Origin of the sequence: Curtobacterium sp. MCLR17_007 (assembly GCF_003234655.2) — a bacterium.
Lineage (GTDB): Bacteria > Actinomycetota > Actinomycetes > Actinomycetales > Microbacteriaceae > Curtobacterium.
In genome coordinates, this window is sequence record NZ_CP126271.1 from 2,241,791 (window position 1) to 2,258,344 (window position 16,554).

The following is a 16,554-nucleotide window of genomic DNA, read 5'->3' on the forward strand; positions in this document are numbered from 1 at the left end:
CACCGCCGCCTCGGGACTCTCCTAGCCGCCTCTGCCACAGTGGCGGACGATGTCCACCGTCCCCCTCGTGTCCTCCGCCTCGCTCGTCTTCGTCGCGATCCTCGTCGGCGCCGTGCTCCCGTTCGTCCCCGTGGTCGGACGGGTGGCCCGGATCGCCGCGACGATCGCGCACGAGGTCGGCCACGCGGTCGTCGTCGTGCCCTTCGGTGGGCAGATCCGCCGCATCGACCTGCGCCCGGACGGCTCCGGCGAGGCCTGGGTCCAGCTCGGCGGCGTGCCGCACAGCATCCGCTGGCTGGTCCGCGTCCTCAACCTGTACGCGGGCTACAGCGCACCGCTGTGGGCCGGGGCGCTGCTGCTGACGGGGGTGCTGCACGGCTCGCGGTGGCTCCCCGTCGCGGTGCTCGGGGTGATCGGGGTGATCGCACTGCTGTTCGTCCGGAACTGGTTCGGGCTGCTCGTGGTCGTCGGCTTCGACGCGCTGGCGCTCTGGGTCGCCCTCCGACCGTCCGAGGTGACGGTGCTCGTCGTCGCCGCGGTCGGCGCGCTCTTCGTCGTCGACGGTCTCCGCTCGGTGGTCCAGGTCGCACGCTGGCTCCTCACCGGCGCCCGCGTGCAGACGGACTTCCACATCGCGGCTGCCGAGATGCGCCTGCCTGCTGCCGTGTGGTTCGTGCTCTTCGTCGTCGTCAACGGCGTGGCGGTGTGGTTCGCGCGCGGCCCGCTGCTCGGTGTGTGGGACACGATCGCCGCCGGCGTCCGAGGGCTGTTCTGACGTGGACGCGACCGACGTCCTCGCCGAGCTCGCCGACGCACCGGCAGGGCCACGCCGCGACCGGTACACCGCCTTCATGCACCGAGCGGGAGACGCGGCGCTGTGGCGGGCGGGTGGCCCCGAGCACCTGACCGCGTCGTGCTTCGTGTTCTCGCCCGACCTGGGGCACGTGCTGCTCTGCCACCACCGCAAGGGCGGCTTCTGGGTGCAGTTCGGCGGGCACCTCGAACCAGGAGACACCTCGCTCGCGGATGCCGCGCGTCGCGAGTCCCGCGAGGAGTCCGGCATCACCGACCTGCACCTGGCGTCCGAACAGATCGTCGACCTCGACCGCCACGACCTGCACGGCGGGTTCTCCTGCGTCGCGCACTGGGACGTCGGCTTCGTCGCGATCGTCCCCCGCGGCACCGCGACCGCCGTCAGCGACGAGAGCAACGACGTCCGCTGGTTCCCGGTGGACGAGCTCCCCGACACCCTGCCCGACGGCTTCGCACGGCGCCTCGACGGCGTCCTGGTCGCGGCCCGGGACGAGCATCGCTGACGCGCCCCGGCCGTGGGGGCGGGGTCGGGATCGCGGTCGGGGTCGGGGTCGGGTCGGGGTCGGGTCGGCATCGCGGACGGGGTCGGGGTCGGGGTCCGAGTCGGACCATGCTCCGGCGCTGGGTCGGGGTCGTCACGGCCGCTCCTGACGAATGCGGTTCACGGTCGCCGGAGATCGTCGACCGGATCCGTCACGGCGGGCGACGAACCTGCCCGCGCCCCGACCACTGCCGATCGATCGGCCGCGTCGCGACGTAACCGGAGGCCGTAATGGAGCCGGCACGCGGCGAACGCTGCGAGAGTGACGACACGTCTACCGGAGGTGCCCCATGTCGAACGACGACCACGGCTTCGCGACCGAGCAGGTCCACGGCGGGTTCATGCCCGACGCGGGCCACGGTGCCCGGGTCCCCGCGATCCACATGTCGTCCGGCTTCCTGTTCGACGACTTCGACCAGGCGCGTGACCGCTTCGCCGGGACCGACGACGGCTACACGTACACCCGGCTCGGCAACCCCACGAACGCCGACGTCGAGCGCCGGATCGCGCTGCTCGAACGCGGCGCCGAGGCCATCCTCGTGTCCAGTGGGCAGGCGGCGGCGACCGTCGCGTTCCTCGGGCTGCTGCAGGCAGGTGACCACGTCGTCAGCGCGCAGAGCATCTACGAGGGCACGCGTGGCCTGCTGCTGCAGAACCTGGGCCGGCTCGGCATCGAGGTCGACTTCGTCGCCGACGCCCGCGACCTCGACGCCTGGGCAGCGGCGGTCCGCCCGAACACCAAGCTCTTCTTCGCCGAGACGATCCCCAACCCGAAGAACGACGTCCTCGACATCGCGGGCGTGGCCTCGGCTGCGCACCGGGCCGGCGTGCCCCTCGTCGTCGACAACACCCTCGCCACGCCGTACCTGGTCCGTCCGGTCGAGCACGGCGCCGACATCGTGATCCACTCGGCGTCGAAGTTCCTCTCCGGCCACGGTTCCGGGCTCGGCGGGGTCGTCGTCGACGGCGGCACGTTCGACTGGTCGGCATCGCCCGAGCGCTGGACGCACCTGACCACCCCGGAGCGCTCCCTCGGCGGGCAGAGCTACGTCGAGCGGTACGGCGCCCGTGCCTACGTCGTCTTCGCGCGCGACGTCATCAGCTCCCGGATCGGTCCGACGCCCTCGCCGTTCAACGCGTTCCTGCTCCGCCAGGGCATCGAGACCCTGAGCCTGCGGGTCGAGCGGCACAGCGCGAACGCGCTGGCCGTCGCGACGTTCCTCGAGCAGCAGCCGGAGGTGACGAGCGTCGACCACGCGGGTCTGGCCTCCAGTCCGTTCCACGACCTCGCCGAGCGCTACCTGCCCCGGGGAGCCGGGTCCGTGTTCGCGTTCACGCTCGCCGGCGGCGAGGCCGCCGCTCGGACGTTCATCGACGCGGTCCAGCTGTTCAGCCGGATGACCCACCTGGGCGACGTCCGGTCGCTCATCCTGCACCCGGCGACGACGACGCACGCCGGGCGGACGCCCGCCGAGCGCACCGCGCAGGGCATCGACGACGGACTGATCCGGCTGTCCGTGGGGATCGAGGACGTGGCCGACCTGCTCCGCGACCTGGGTCGCGGCTTCGCAGCGCTGCGCGGACAGCAGACGCCGGTCGACGCCGACACGGAGCGCACGGCACTCGAGCACGCGGTCCCCGGGCAGCACGTGATCGCGGAGGAGGTCTGACGATGGCCGACCTGCAGCACTTCGGGTACTTCTTCTCGCGTGGGTTCGGCCCGCAGGCGTGGGGCCGGTCCGACTGGGACTGGGGCCACGACTGGACCAAGCCGGACCTCTACCAGCAGTCGGTCCGGGCACTCGAGCAGGCCGGCATGGACCTGGTGATCGCCGAGGACGCGATCTCGCTCGGGAACCCGTCGACGCTCGACCTGCGCATCCGCCAGGCGTACGGCGGGCCGAAGCACGACCCGCTGCTGCTCGCGCCCTACCTGTTCGCCGCGACCAGCCACATCGGCATCGCGCCGACCGTGAACGCCGGGATCACCCCGCCGTACCTGGCCGCCCGGCAGTTCGCCACGCTCGCGCACCTGTCGTCCGAGCGCCTGGGGATCAACGTCGTCACCGACGTGGGCAGTGCCCGGCACGCAGGGCTGCCGCCGCTCCCCCACGACCAGGCCTACGACCGCGCCGAGGAGTGGATCACCCTGCTGCGGCGGCTCTGGCGCTCGTGGGGCTCCGACGGGTACGTCGGGTCACGCCCCGACTGGCACTTCGCCGACGGTGACGCGCTCGACGCGTTCCACCACGAGGGCGCTTACTTCACGGCGGACGGCCCGCTCAACGCCCTGCCGCTCGACAGCGACCCGGTCGTGGTCTCCCCGGGAGGCTCGGGTCGCGGGCTCGGGTTCGCCGGGACCCACTCGGACGTGCAGCTCGCCCTCGCACCGCTGTCGGCCTCCGCCGTGTCGGAGTACCGGGGCCGGGTGCTCGCCGCGGCCGCCGACGCCGGTCGTGCCGCGTCGGACCTGCGCATCCTGTTCGTGCTCAAGCCCGAGATCACGGTCTCCGCGGAGGAGGCCGACCGGATCGTCTCGGCCTCGACGCACCCGTCCGACGAGGACCTGCGCACCGCCGCGATCGCGTGGTCGAGCGACTCCGAGACCGACCTGCTGGCGCTCGACCTCGACGCACCCGTACCAGACGGCACGTTCGGCGACCACGTCTCCGCGGGCACGATCCGCGGGCTGCTCGGCGACACCCCCGACGCACCGCTCCGCGAGCTGCTCACGCGCAAGGCCCGCAAGGGACGGGTCGCATCGCGCCAGGGGTTCGTCGGTACCGCGGGCGAGTTCGCCGACTTCATCGAGGAGCTCGGGGCGGACGCCGACAACGACGGGATCATCTTCTCCGGCGACCTGCACCCCGCCTCGGTTTACCGGATGTTCGGCGACCTGGTGCCGGTGCTGCGGCAGCGCGGGCTGCTGCGGCGCGAGTACGGCGTGGGCGGGATCCGCGGCAACCTGTTCGACTTCTGACGTGCCCCACGACGGACGGGAGGCCCGGTGCCAGCTGGCACCGGGCCTCCCGTCCGTCGTCTGCCGCGTCGCGGCAGTGGCGCAGCGCGTCTGTGACGCAGCGCCCCGTAACGCAGCGCGTCAGTGGCGCGCCGGCTCCACGACGGCGGTCTCCTCGACGTCGCGCACGTCTGCGGCGGTCCGCAGGATCTCCTCGCGCGGCGAGGCCGAGTTGACGGCCCAGTAGTAGATCACGAGGGAGAACACCGCGACCACGACGATGTCGATCCACAGCGGGAACACCGGGTGCGTCAGCGGACCGAAGTCGCTCAGGAACACGATGAGCCCCATGCCGACCAGGTAGGGCAGCAGCCACTGCGCCGCCTTCCAGTCCCACCGGGGTCGGACGCTCGAAGCGCCGCGGAACACGTTGTTCAGGATGATGACGACCGCGCCCAGCAGGATCGCGATGCCGAGCTTCCAGTCGGTGTCCCACCCGGTCCACAGGATGATCAGGTTGGCGATGACGAACGCGATCGGCGACAGCACGGACGCGATCGGCATGCGGTAGGGACGCTCGACCTCGGGGATGCGCTTGCGGAAGGCGCCGAGGGCGAGCGGCGCCCCGGCGTACATGAGCACCGAGGCGCTCGTGATCAGGCTGACGAGCCCCTGCCACGACGGGAACGGGGCGAAGCAGGCGCAGCCCACGACGAACGCGGTGACCAGCCCGACCCACGGCACGCCGGCCTTGGTCGTCCACTCGAACGCCTTCGGGAAGTACCCGTTCCGGCTCAGCCCGTACGAGATGCGGGTGGTCGCCGTGACGTAGATGAGACCGGTCCCCGCGGGCGAGATGATCGCGTCGATGAAGATCACCACCGCGAGCCAGGTGATGCCGGCCGCCATGGCGATGTCGGCGAAGGGGCCGCTGTACTTCGTGAAGTCCGCCGTCGCCCACGAGCCCTGGAGGACCTCGGAGCGGAGCGCGCCGAGGAACACGATCTGCAGCAGCAGGTAGATGACGAGGCCGATGAGCACGGAACCGATCACCGCGCGCGGGATGTCACGCTTCGGGTTCTTCGCCTCGCCGGCCAGCTGGTCCGCCTGTTCGAAGCCGAGGAACGCGAAGATGATGCCCGACGTCGACACCGCCGCCAGGATGCCCTTCGCGCCCTCCGGCATGAAGCCGTTCGCCGCGGTGAAGTTCTCGCCGTGGAAGCCGCTGAACGCCAGCACGAGGATCACCAGCAGCGGGATGAACACCTTCCACCAGGTCGCCGCGGAGTTCGTGTTCGCGAGGATGCGGACGCTCAGCAGGTTGACGACCGTGACGACGGCCATCAGCAGGACCGCGACCGCGATGCCCCAGCCGGTCAGCAGCTGCTGGGTCTCGCCGTCCACCGTCGTCGTGTGCAACCAGGGGTGCGCGAACTGCCAGTGCTGCGCGTACTTGATCATCGCCTCGACCTCGATCGGCGCGACCGTGACGGACTGCAGCCACGAGAACCAGCCGAACGAGGCACCCGCGATGCCGCCGAACGCGATGTGCGGGAAACGGGCCGTGCCGCCCGCGATCGGGAACATGCCGCCGAGCTCGGCGTGCACGAGGGCCAGCACCAGCACCGCGACGCCGCCGATCACCCACGAGATGATCGCCGCGGGTCCGGCGGTCTTGAGCGCCTCCTGCGAGCCGAACAGCCAGCCGGAACCGATGATCGAGCCGGTCGAGGCCCAGATGAGGCCGATGAAGCCGACGTTGCGCTTCAGCCCGGAATCGGGCAGCGCCTGGGTGGTCGTGGTTGCCACAGTTGCTCCTGTCGAGATGACCACGACCCCCTTGCAGGGGTCGTGGTCATCGACTCTGGCACTGTGCGGCGTTCCCGGACGAATTGTTAACGCAGTGGAAACAATCGTCCTGTATAACCCCTCAGGCTACTTCTTCTTGGACTTCTTCTTCTTGTCGTCCTTGCCCTTGTCCTTCTTCTTGTCGTCCTTGCCCTTGTCCTTCTTCTTGTCGTCCTTGCCCTTGTCCTTCTTCTTGTCGGACTTCTTGTCCTTCTTCTTGTCCTTCTTCTTGTCCTTGCCCTTGTCCGTGTCCGTGTCCGTGTCCGTGACGGACTCGTCGGACTCCGCGTCTGACTGCTCCGACCGCTCCACGCCGGAGGAGGCGGGCGCGTCGTCCACGATGCCGTCGACGGGTTCGACCACGACGGCCGACCCGGTGTCCTGCAGCACGTCGACCGGCTGCTCGGTGAGTTCGGAGGCGAGGGCGTCCTCGACCCGCTCGACCGTCAGCTCGGCGGCGTCCTCGGCGAGCCGTACGAGGGCCTGCGCCGCACGGAGCCGTGTCGTGCTCTTCCGGGCGAGCACGTCGGCGCGGGCCCCCTCGAGGAAGGCGCGCAGTGAGCGCTCGGCAACGGAACGACCCCGCGGTGCGGATCGGTCCAGACGGTCGAGCTCACCGGCGACCCCGGCGACGTCGTCCTCGACGTGCTCGTGCCGCACGGACTCGATCAGCGCAGCCACGGTCGCCGCGGCACGCTCGACGCCGGCGCTGCGCTGATCGAGCACGACGAGCATCTCGAACGTCGACCCGTACGACAGGGTCTCCAGCCGGACGGGCTCTGCGCCGCGTCCGCGGACGACCAGGCGGGCATCCGGCGTCGGCAGCCATGCGACCAGCGCCGCCACCGTCGCGACGGAGCCGACGATGCGCTCGTACTCGGCCAAGCCGACACGTTCCTGCTCTCGCAGCCGGACTCGGATCGCGATCTCCTGCACGTCGACACCTTCCACTCACGGGTTCCGGACTCGGGCGTGTGCTCGGTCCTGCCCCGGAGCGTAGTCGTCGGGTGTGCACGAACGACGAATGCCCGGTCGGTGTCCTTCGACACCGACCGGGCATTGCCGTCCTGATCACTCAGGCCACGTGTGACAGCAGCTGCGCCGCTCGGCGATGGTGGAGATGGGGGGAATCGAACCCCCGTCCATCGCTGCAATTCGACGTCTTCTACGGGCGTATCCGGATGAGTCGTTCTGCTCGGCCCCGTCCTTTGCTACCGGCTTCTAGGACGACGGGCCCAGTCTCAGTGCAAGTCCCCCGCGGCCCTGAGGCGCAACCGTGGAGCAAGTCCCCTGGATGACGCCGGAACTCAGGTTAGGAGACGATCACCTGGCCGACGGACTTCATGTGCTGGGCTGCTTACGCAGCGAGAGCGAAGTCAGTGCGCTTGGAATTGGCACTTGTTGTTTTCCACGGATCGTTCACGAGATGACCGTGGGTCCTCGGCCCGCTTCCCGTCGGCACACAGGCAATGTCGAAACCGATCATCCCCGTACGGGCCGAGCAGCGAGCCGCTGTCACACTGTGGAGTTGCGATCACCTGCAGCGCAGGCGGTTAATCAGTCTATCGGTGATCCGGCGTGGACGCCAGCGGCCCGGGCTAGTCGCCCAGGCGGTTCCGGGACCGCATCGCCCGCTCGGCCTCACGCTTGTCGGTCTTCTCGCGCAGGGCCTGGCGCTTGTCGAATTCACGCTTGCCCTTGGCCACCGCGATCTCGACCTTGGCCCGACCGTCGTGGAAGTAGATCTTCATCGGCACGAGCGTGTACCCGCCCTGCGCCGTCTTGTGCGAGATCTTCACGATCTCCTGCTTGTGCAGCAGGAGCTTCCGCTTGCGCCGGGGGGCGTGGTTGTTCCAGGTGCCCTCGGTGTACTCGGGGATGTGCACGGCGTCGAGCCAGGCTTCGCCACCGTCGACGAACGCGTAGCCGTCGACCAGCGATGCCCGCCCTTCGCGCAGCGACTTGACCTCGGTGCCCGACAGGACCATGCCGGCCTCGTAGGTGTCCTCGATCAGGTAGTCGTGACGAGCACGACGATTCGTGGCCACGGTCTTCTCGCCGCGTTCCTTCGCCATGCGCGTCCCCTTCCGTTGCGTCGCTGCCGATGCGCAGCCCTACAGACTACACCCGCAGCGGCCCGCGACTAGACCTTGAGGTACCGGCGGATGGCGATCGACGCCGAGATCCCGGCCAGGACCACGCCGATGACGATCACCGCCGGCACGACCACGGCCGCGTCGCTCATGCCGATGAACGCCGTCCCGGAGAACCGCTTGGTCAGGTAGTTGCGGACGAAGAACCAGACCACCGCGGTGATCGCACCCCCGGCCAACACCGCCCCGATGGCCGCGGCGATCACGCCCTCGAGCACGAACGGTGTCTGGATGAAGCGGTTGGACGCGCCCACCAGACGCATGATCCCGAGTTCTCGGCGTCGCGAGAACGCCGACAACCGGATCGTGGTGGCGATCAGCAGGACGGCGGCCACCAACATCAGCGCGGCGATCCCGATCGCGGTGTACGACGACGCGTTCAGCAGGTTGAAGATCGGTTGCAGGTAGCCGCGCTGGTCCACAACGCTCTGCACGCCGGCCACCTTCGACAGGCTCTCTTGCAGCACGTCCGCCTGGGACGGGTTCTTGAGGTTCACCCAGTAGGTCTCGTTGAGGTACTCGGGCTTGACGAACTCGGTCGCGGGCGAGTCCTTGAACTGCTGCTTGAACCGGTCGTACGCCTGCTGCTGGTCCTCGTAGTACGTCTTCTCGATGTACGGCGACAGCGTCGAGCCCTTGAGCTGTTCCTCGACCTGCTGGCGCTGGTCGTCGGTGGCCTTCGCGCCGGTGCAGTTGCCCGTCGTGTCGGTGTCGGTGCACAGGTAGACGGCGACCTGCGCCCGGTCGTACCAGTACCCCTTCATCTGGTTGATCTGCATCTGCAGCAGGATCGCGGTGCCGACGAAGGTGAGCGAGATGAAGGTCACCAGGACGACGGAGACGACCATCGAGGCGTTGCGTCGGAGGCCGGAACCGACCTCGGACATGACGAGCCCGAGCCTCATCGGATGAGCCCCGGGATGGTCTGGATGCCGGTCGTGTTCGATACGCCAGCGGGGTGCTGCACCGGGAGCGCCTGCGTCTGGTACCCGCCCGACTGCTCGTCGCGGAGGACGCGCCCACCGGAGAGCTCGATGACCCGGCGCTGCATCTGGTTGACGATGCTGGCGTCGTGCGTCGCCATGAGCACGGTGGTGCCTCCTTGGTTGATGCGTTCGAGGAGCGCCATGATGCCCGCCGAGGTCGTCGGGTCGAGGTTGCCCGTGGGCTCGTCGGCCAGGAGCACCGACGGCTTGTTCACGACGGCACGCGCGATCGCCACGCGCTGCTGCTCGCCACCCGACAGCTCGTGCGGCATGCGGGTCGCCTTGCCGTTCAGGCCGACGAGCTTGAGCACGTCGGTCACGGCTTCGCTGATGAAGCCCTTGCTCTTGCCGATCACCTGCAGCGAGAACGCGACGTTGTCGAACACGTTCTTGTTCGGCAGCAGGCGGAAGTCCTGGAAGACCACGCCGAGGTTCCGACGGAAGTACGGCACCTTGCGCGAGGACAGGGCGCCGAGGCGCTGCCCGAGGACGTGGATCTGCCCGCGGGAGGGCTTCTCCTCCTTGAGCACGAGGCGCAGGAAGCTGGACTTCCCCGAACCGGACGCGCCGACGAGGAAGACGAACTCGCCCTTGAGGATCTCGAGCGTGATGTCGTCGAGGGCGGGACTCGGGTTGCCCGAGTACAGCTTGGTGACCTGGTCGAATTTGATCATGACCGGATCAGGGTAGGTCGCGCGGCTCGGAAAGCAAGTGAGGCGCGCGGCTCACGACGGCCCCGCGGGCAGCTCAGGACGCCTCACCCTGCTTGCGCCAGCGGATGCCCGCGTTGATGAAGCCGTCCAGGTCGCCGTCGAACACGGCTGAGGGGTTGTTCACCTCGTGCTCGGTCCGGAGGTCCTTGACCATCTGGTACGGCGCCAGGACGTAGGAGCGGATCTGGTCGCCCCAGCTCGCCGTGATGTTGCCGGCGAGCTCCTTCTTCTTCGCGTTCTCCTCTTCCTTCTTCAGGAGCAGGAGTCGCGACTGCAGCACGCGCATGGCCGCAGCGCGGTTCTGGATCTGCGACTTCTCGTTCTGCATCGACACCACGGTGCCGGTCGGGATGTGCGTCAGGCGGACCGCGGAGTCCGTCGTGTTGACCGACTGCCCCCCGGGCCCCGACGAGCGGAACACGTCGACACGGATGTCGTTCTCGGGGATGTCGATGACGGCGGTCTCCGGCATGAGCGGGATGACCTCGACCGCGGCGAAGGACGTCTGTCGCTTGCCCGCGGCGCCGAACGGCGACATCCGGACCAGGCGGTGCGTGCCGGCCTCGACCGACAGGGTGCCGAAAGCGTGCGGGGCGTCGACCTCGAACGTGGCGGACTTGATACCCGCCTCTTCGGCGTAGGAGGTGTCCATGACGGTGGCCTTGAAACCGTGCTGCTCGGCGTACCGCAGGTACATGCGCATGAGCATCTCGGCGAAGTCGGCTGCGTCGACGCCACCGGCCCCGGCACGGATGGTGATGACCGCGGGGCGGTCGTCGTACTCGCCGTCGAGGAGCGTCTGCACCTCGAGCTCGCCCATCGTCTTCGTGATCGCCTTGAGCTCGGATGCGGCCTCGTCGGCGGATTCCTGGTCGTCACCCTCGTTCGCCATCTCGACCAGGACCTCGAGATCGTCGATGCGCGCTTGCGTGTCGGTGATCTTCTTCAGTGCCGTCTGACGGTGGGAGAGCGCGCTCGTCACCTGCTGCGCGTGGTCGACGTCGTCCCAGAGGTCCTGGGCCCCGGCCTGCTCGCTGAGGTCGGCGATCTCGCGCTGCAGGCGGTCGACGTCGACCACCGAGCGGATGTTGCCGAAGGTCTCGCGGAGGGCGGAGAGTTGCTCGGTGTAGTCCAGTTCGACCATGGTCACCGAGTCTACCGGGGTGCGCTGGCCGCGCGGACCGGACGGGAGGCCCGGCGTGGCCCCGTCCCGCCGGTCACGTCGACGTGACCCCCGTCTGCCGGGCACCCGGCTCCGTCATGCGGCACGGGAGATGCTCACCCACGCCACCTGCACGTCGCCGGCAGCGTTCGCCGCCGGCTTCTGCGAGGTCGCCGTCGCCGCCTGCAGCACGAGGTGCAGCGGCTTCGTGGGGATGTTCTGCGTCGTCGAGCTCACACGCACGCCGTCGACGAGGAAGTCCAGCTTGGTCGGCGTCCACACGATCGTGTAGGTGTGCCAGGCGGAGAACGTCGTCCCGAGGTCCCGGTGCAGGCAGTTGACGGACGGGTTGCCGGGGCAGTGGTTCGCGAGCGTGACGCTGCCGTCGAGGGCGCCCTCGGGGAAGTCCACCTCGCCGTCGTCCCAGGTGTTGGTGTCCGACCACAGCAGTCCGGCGAGGCCGTAGCCCGCGACCGGGTCCGCGCGGAGCCGGATGTCGTACCGGCCGCTGGTCTGTCCGCCCCACCGGCCGTTGACGAGCGGGATGAACGCAGCGCCGGTGGGCTGCCCCGTGGCGTCGGTGGACATGTGCATGTCGAGCGTCCCGTCGGTGACGGACATCGCGGACTGTCGGTACATCCCGGCGCCGCTCGTGTCACTGAACCCGTCGTAGGCGATGAAGCGGTCGCCGTAGGTCTTCGTGAAGGCCCCGGGCGCTGCCGGTGTCGTGAAGTCCTCTCCGAAGACGCGCGTCCACCCCGACGCCGCCGCCGGCATGACCCCGCCGTCCTGCTGGTCCGACCCGGCGGGACCGTCCGGTGTCGTCGGCGGCGCGGGCGACGTCGTGGGTGCGGGCGATGTCGTGGGTGCGGGCGACGTCGTGGGTGCGGGCGACGGCGTGGGCGTGGGCGACGTCGTGGGTGCGGGCGACGTCGCGGGCGCGGTCGACGGCTCGGTTACCGGTGGTGCTGCCGGGATGGTCACCGTCCGGCACCTGAGCGGCCTGTCGGTCCCGGGGCCGACGTTGACCGCGACGACACACACCGACTGACTGCCGGTCGTCGCCGTCGCGAGCGAGGCGTTGAAGCCGTGGGCACCGGTGACGCCGACCGCCTGGTTCACATCGGCCCGGGTGACGTCCGTGTGCACGGTCCCGACCCTGGTGCCACCGACGGTGACGGCCACGTCGGTCGCATCGGCCGGGGTGTTCGGGTCGACTGCCCACCCGCGGACCCGCACCGTGCCCGGGGACGCGGAGACCCCGTCGTACGACCCGGTCGGGGACGGCTCCCTGACGACGACCGTCCGGCACCCGAGCCCGGCGTCCTTCCCGCGGGTCAGGCTCAGCGCCGTTACACAGACCGACTGCGTGCCGGTCTTCGTGGCGACGAGGGTCGCGCGGTACCCGTGGGCGCCGCTGACACGCAGGGCGCGGTTGACGTCGGCACGGTCCGAAGCGGCCGGGACGGTGCCGACCACGGAGCCCCCGACGGTGACGCGGACGCTCGTCGAGGCGCTCGACCGCGCCGGGTCGACCGCCCACCCACGGATCAGGACGGTGCCCGGACCGGCAACGACGGCGTCGAGCGAGCCCGTCGGTGTCGCGGCCGCGGCGAGCGCCGGGACCGGACTGAGCACCCCGGCGACGATCGCCGACACGGCGATGACGACGGCGAGGCGTCGGCGTGTGTGGTGGCGGACGACGACCGACCCGCCATCCGTTCGTGCCGACACCGCGTCGCGACCCGTCTCCGTCTGCGTGTCCATCGTGTGCTCCCCTGCCCCTGGTCCGACCCTGACCGGCCGGAACGATCGAGACAGTACGTGCGGAGCAGCCCGTTGTGACGGGGTCGTCCCCGGACTGGGGACAGGGTCCGGAGCGGATCGTCCCCGGACTGGGGACAGGGTCCGGATCGGATCAACCCCGGACTGGGGACACGGTGGCGACGGCCCGTCGCGAGCAGCACGCACGGACGAGGGCGTTCGTCGACAGCACGAAGATCAGCACGGCTGCGGCCGACCGGATCGCGTCGATCCGTTCCCACCGCGTCACGCCGCGCCTGCGGTCTGCCGTCGATGCCGCCGTGTCCCCGTCGTCCGCGCCGATGGGCTCCTCGCCGGCGAGCGGCCCGACCTGGACCAGCTGCACGACGAGGTGCACGCTCATCAGCCGACCGGCGCCGCTTCGTCCGCCGCCAGGTCCTTCTGCACCGCGAACTGGGTGCGGTGCAGTTCCTCGTACCGTCCGCCGGCGGCCAGCAGTTCCTCGTGCGTCCCGCGTTGCACGATCGAGCCGTCCTCGACCACGAGGATCATGTCCGCGCTGCGGATCGTGGAGAGACGGTGCGCGATCACCATCGCCGTCCGGCCCTCGAGCGCCTCGCTCAGTGCCTCCTGCACCGCTGCCTCGGACGTGGAGTCCAGCGCGGCCGTCGCCTCGTCGAGGATGACGACCCGCGGCTGCGCGAGCAGGAGCCTCGCGATCGTCATCCGCTGACGCTCGCCGCCGGACAGTCGGTAGCCGCGCTCCCCCACCATGGTGTCGAGCTGGTCCGGCAGGGACCGGATGAGGGGTTCGAGCCGCGCCCGGCGGACCGCGTCCCACACCTCGGCCTCGGTGGCCTCGGGCCGGGCGAGGCGCAGGTTGGACAGGATCGTCTCGTGGAACAGGTGGCCGTCCTGCGTCACCATCCCCATGGTGTGCCGCATGGAGGCGAAGGTCACGTCGCGGACATCGGTCCCCGCCAGACGGACGGCGCCGCTGTCGACGTCGTAGAGCCGCGACAGGAGCTGCGCGACCGTGGACTTGCCGGCTCCGGAGGTCCCGACGAGGGCGACCGTCTGCCCCGGCTCGATCCGGAACGACACGCCGTGCAGGACCTCGTCGCCGCCACGGGTGTCCAGTGTCGACACTTCTTCCAGCGAGGCGAGGGACACCTTGTCCGCCGACGGGTAGGCGAAGCGGACGTCGTCGAACTCGACGGCGACCGGCCCGTCGGGGATGGTGACGGCGTCGGGCTTCTCCTGGATGAGCGGTTCGAGGTCGAGCACCTCGAAGACGCGCTCGAAGCTCACCACGGCGCTCATGATCTCGACACGGGCGTTCGCGAGGCTGGTCAGCGGCGCGTACAGGCGGGTGAGCAGCAGTGCGAGGGTCACGACGTCGCCGGTGTTCAGCGCGCCGCCGAGCGCGAGGGACCCACCGACCCCGTAGACGAGGGCGAGTGCGAGCGCGGAGACCAGGGTGAGTGCGGTGACGAAGACGAACTGCAACAGCGCGCTCCGGACCCCGATGTCGCGGACGCGAGCGGCTCGCACCCGGAACTCCTCAGCCTCTTCTTCGGGACGGCCGAACAGCTTCACCAGAGTGGCGCCGGGCGCGGAGAACCGCTCGGTCATCTGCGTGCTCATCGCGGAGTTGTGGTCGGCGGCCTCACGGCGCAGTGCGGCGAGACGGCTGCCCATCCGGCGCGCCGGGATCAGGAAGACCGGGAGCATGACCACCGCGAGCACCGTCACGAGCCAGGAGGTGCTGAGCATGACGGCCAGGGTGAGGACCAGCGCCACGACGTTCGTGACCACGCCGGACAGGGTGCCGCTGAAGGCCTGCTGCGCGCCGATCACGTCGTTGTTGAGCCGGCTGACCAGGGCACCGGTGCGCGTGCGGGTGAAGAAAGCGATCGGCATCTTCTGCACGTGGTTGAAGACGGCGGTGCGGAGGTCCAGGATCACGCCTTCTCCGATCCGCGCCGAGTACCAGCGCGTGACCAGTGACGTGGCGGCGTCGGCGACGGCGACCAGGGCGATGACGACCGCGAGCCACACGATGGTGCCGACCGCGCCCCGGGCAGCGATGACGTCGACCACCTGGCCGGCGAGCACCGGCGTCGCGACCGCGAGGAACGCCCCGACGACCGAGAGGACGATGAAGACCACCAGCTTCGCCCGGTAGGGCACGGCGAACGTCATGATCCGCCGCACGGACTCGCGGGAGATGCCGTGCTTGCCGTCCCGGGCGGTGGAGATCTTGTAGAGCGAGCTCCAGGCCACGCCTTCCATGCTCATTGCGGTTTCCTTCCGTGGGCTCCAGGCCCGACGTGGATGCCGAGCGGCCGAGCCCGGGGTCCTCCCCCGCGGCGGCGAGCCGGAGCCAGGATACGGCCGGACCGGTGACACCGGTCGGGCCGGTGCGACGGCTACCGCCCGAGCGACGGCTCCCGCGACGCCATCCCCGCCACGCCCGCCCGTGCCACGGCATCGGGCAGCGCCGCCAGGAACGCATCCACGTCGGCGACGGTCGAGGTGTGGCCGAGGGTGATCCGGAGCGCCCCGCGGGCGTCGTCCTCGGTGAGCCCCATCGCGAGCAGCACGTGTGACGCCTCGGGCACGCCGGCCTGGCACGCCGACCCCGTCGACACGGCCACCCCCGCGGCGTCGAGCAGGAACAGCAGTGAGTCGCCCTCGCAGCCCGGGAACGTGAAGTGGGCGTTGCCGGGGAGCCGGTCGACGGGATCGCCACGGAGCACCGCGGACGGCACGGCGTCGAGCACCCCGGCGACCAACCGGTCACGCAGCGCCCGGACCGAGGCGTGCGGCATCGACGCCGCGACCCCGAACGCGATCGCCGCGGGGGCGTCCTGGGTGCCGCTCCGGACCTGGCGCTGCTGCCCGCCACCGTGGATGAGCGGTTCGACGGTGGCGGTGCGCCCGAGGACGAGCGCACCGATGCCCACCGGCCCGCCGATCTTGTGCGCCGAGACGCTCAACGCGTCCAACCCGGACGCGCGGAACGAGACCGGCACCTGCCCGTAGGCGGCGACGGCGTCGGCGTGGACGGGGACGCCGGCGGCGTGCGCGAGCGCGACGACCGAGGTGACCGGCTGGATCGTGCCGACCTCGTTGTTGGCCCAGAGGAACGTGACCAGCGCGACGTCGTCGGCGGAGGCGAGTCGGGCCTCCAGTCCGGCCAGGTCGATGCGACCCTGCGCATCGAGCGGGACCACGTCGACGACCGCGCCGTCGTGGCGCTCGAGCCAGTCGACGGTGTCAACGGTGGCGTGGTGCTCACCCGCGGCGACCACGATGCGGGGCCGCGGCCGGTCCTGCTGCCGCGCCCAGAACAGGCCCTTGACGGCCAGGTTGATGCTCTCGGTGCCGCCGGAGGTGAACACGACCTCCACCGGTTCGGCGTCGAGCGACGCGGCGACGCGGGCGCGGCCGTCCTCGAGCAGCATCTTCGCGCGCTGCCCGGCGCTGTGGATCGACGACGGGTTGCCCACGGTCGTCATGGCGTCGGTGAAGGCGGCGAGCGCCTCCGGCAGGATCGGCGTGGTCGCGGCGTGGTCGAGGTAGACCGGCACGGGGACCCCTTTCTGGTGC

At 70.3% G+C, this 16,554-nt stretch carries 14 protein-coding genes and 1 other RNA gene; 4 read left to right on the top strand and 11 right to left on the bottom strand.

Features of this window, described 5'->3' with window-relative positions; all coding sequences use genetic code 11:
- The first annotated feature begins 49 nt into the window (after positions 1-49).
- The 4 genes from DEJ13_RS10640 to DEJ13_RS10655 all read left to right on the top strand — a co-directional run bounded on the left by DEJ13_RS10640 (position 50) and on the right by DEJ13_RS10655 (position 4,334).
- Positions 50-775 carry a M50 family metallopeptidase gene (locus tag DEJ13_RS10640; protein ID WP_056125971.1) on the top strand — a complete coding sequence of 242 codons (726 nt, stop codon included), beginning with the start codon at positions 50-52 and terminating at the stop codon, positions 773-775.
- Position 776: 1 nt separating this feature from the next.
- Complete coding sequence (locus tag DEJ13_RS10645) at positions 777-1,316, top strand: NUDIX hydrolase (protein WP_111107167.1); 540 nt, start codon at positions 777-779, stop codon at positions 1,314-1,316.
- A gap of 328 nt (positions 1,317-1,644) precedes the next feature.
- Positions 1,645-3,024, top strand: a complete 1,380-nt coding sequence (locus tag DEJ13_RS10650) for an O-acetylhomoserine aminocarboxypropyltransferase/cysteine synthase family protein (protein WP_056125975.1) — start codon at positions 1,645-1,647, stop codon at positions 3,022-3,024.
- 2 nt (positions 3,025-3,026) lie between these two features.
- A complete protein-coding gene (locus tag DEJ13_RS10655; RefSeq protein ID WP_111107840.1) occupies positions 3,027-4,334 on the top strand; it encodes an LLM class flavin-dependent oxidoreductase in 1,308 nt (435 codons plus the stop codon).
- Between the two features lie 120 nt (positions 4,335-4,454).
- On the opposite strand, the gene DEJ13_RS10660 is transcribed toward DEJ13_RS10655, so the two are convergent.
- The 11 genes from DEJ13_RS10660 to DEJ13_RS10710 form a co-directional block, all read right to left on the bottom strand.
- Entirely contained in the window at positions 4,455-6,122 is a 1,668-nt protein-coding gene (locus DEJ13_RS10660; RefSeq protein ID WP_220037612.1) for an APC family permease, read from the bottom strand.
- Positions 6,123-6,248: 126 nt separating this feature from the next.
- The gene (locus DEJ13_RS10665) at positions 6,249-7,097 is read right to left on the bottom strand and encodes a hypothetical protein (protein ID WP_146245312.1); all 849 of its coding nucleotides are present in this window, start codon (positions 7,095-7,097) and stop codon (positions 6,249-6,251) included.
- A 176-nt stretch (positions 7,098-7,273) separates the two neighbouring features.
- Positions 7,274-7,651, bottom strand: a transfer-messenger RNA (tmRNA) gene (gene ssrA, locus DEJ13_RS10670).
- A 108-nt stretch (positions 7,652-7,759) separates the two neighbouring features.
- Positions 7,760-8,236 (bottom strand): SsrA-binding protein SmpB, encoded by a 477-nt coding sequence (gene smpB, locus DEJ13_RS10675; protein ID WP_056125981.1) that lies wholly within the window; start codon positions 8,234-8,236, stop codon positions 7,760-7,762.
- 68 nt (positions 8,237-8,304) lie between these two features.
- Positions 8,305-9,219, bottom strand: a complete 915-nt coding sequence (gene ftsX, locus DEJ13_RS10680) for a permease-like cell division protein FtsX (protein ID WP_056125983.1) — start codon at positions 9,217-9,219, stop codon at positions 8,305-8,307.
- Positions 9,216-9,974, bottom strand: a complete 759-nt coding sequence (gene ftsE, locus DEJ13_RS10685; RefSeq protein ID WP_056125985.1) for a cell division ATP-binding protein FtsE — start codon at positions 9,972-9,974, stop codon at positions 9,216-9,218. Before ftsE ends, ftsX begins: the two co-directional genes overlap by 4 nt.
- A gap of 73 nt (positions 9,975-10,047) precedes the next feature.
- A complete protein-coding gene (gene prfB, locus DEJ13_RS10690) occupies positions 10,048-11,157 on the bottom strand; it encodes a peptide chain release factor 2 (RefSeq protein WP_056126142.1) in 1,110 nt (369 codons plus the stop codon).
- Between the two features lie 114 nt (positions 11,158-11,271).
- Complete coding sequence (locus tag DEJ13_RS10695) at positions 11,272-12,942, bottom strand: glycoside hydrolase family 16 protein (protein ID WP_181437119.1); 1,671 nt, start codon at positions 12,940-12,942, stop codon at positions 11,272-11,274.
- Between the two features lie 151 nt (positions 12,943-13,093).
- Complete coding sequence (locus DEJ13_RS10700) at positions 13,094-13,342, bottom strand: hypothetical protein (protein ID WP_111107837.1); 249 nt, start codon at positions 13,340-13,342, stop codon at positions 13,094-13,096.
- Complete coding sequence (locus tag DEJ13_RS10705) at positions 13,342-15,240, bottom strand: ABC transporter ATP-binding protein (protein WP_111107836.1); 1,899 nt, start codon at positions 15,238-15,240, stop codon at positions 13,342-13,344. The genes DEJ13_RS10700 and DEJ13_RS10705 overlap by 1 nt, the downstream gene beginning before the upstream one ends.
- A 131-nt stretch (positions 15,241-15,371) precedes the next feature.
- A complete protein-coding gene (locus tag DEJ13_RS10710) occupies positions 15,372-16,535 on the bottom strand; it encodes a cysteine desulfurase family protein (RefSeq protein ID WP_111107835.1) in 1,164 nt (387 codons plus the stop codon).
- Positions 16,536-16,554 lie beyond the last annotated feature (19 nt).

Bases quoted from the DNA above. Each gene is read 5' to 3' on its own strand.
- DEJ13_RS10655 (WP_111107840.1), top strand. From the start codon at position 3,027: ATGGCCGACCTGCAGCACTTCGGGTACTTCTTCTCGCGTGGGTTCGGC.
- ftsE (WP_056125985.1), bottom strand. From the start codon at position 9,974: ATGATCAAATTCGACCAGGTCACCAAGCTGTACTCGGGCAACCCGAGT.
- DEJ13_RS10695 (WP_181437119.1), bottom strand. From the start codon at position 12,942: ATGGACACGCAGACGGAGACGGGTCGCGACGCGGTGTCGGCACGAACG.
- ftsX (WP_056125983.1), bottom strand. From the start codon at position 9,219: ATGAGGCTCGGGCTCGTCATGTCCGAGGTCGGTTCCGGCCTCCGACGC.
- prfB (WP_056126142.1), bottom strand. From the start codon at position 11,157: ATGGTCGAACTGGACTACACCGAGCAACTCTCCGCCCTCCGCGAGACC.
- DEJ13_RS10650 (WP_056125975.1), top strand. From the start codon at position 1,645: ATGTCGAACGACGACCACGGCTTCGCGACCGAGCAGGTCCACGGCGGG.
- DEJ13_RS10700 (WP_111107837.1), bottom strand. From the start codon at position 13,342: ATGAGCGTGCACCTCGTCGTGCAGCTGGTCCAGGTCGGGCCGCTCGCC.
- smpB (WP_056125981.1), bottom strand. From the start codon at position 8,236: ATGGCGAAGGAACGCGGCGAGAAGACCGTGGCCACGAATCGTCGTGCT.
- DEJ13_RS10640 (WP_056125971.1), top strand. From the start codon at position 50: ATGTCCACCGTCCCCCTCGTGTCCTCCGCCTCGCTCGTCTTCGTCGCG.
- DEJ13_RS10705 (WP_111107836.1), bottom strand. From the start codon at position 15,240: ATGAGCATGGAAGGCGTGGCCTGGAGCTCGCTCTACAAGATCTCCACC.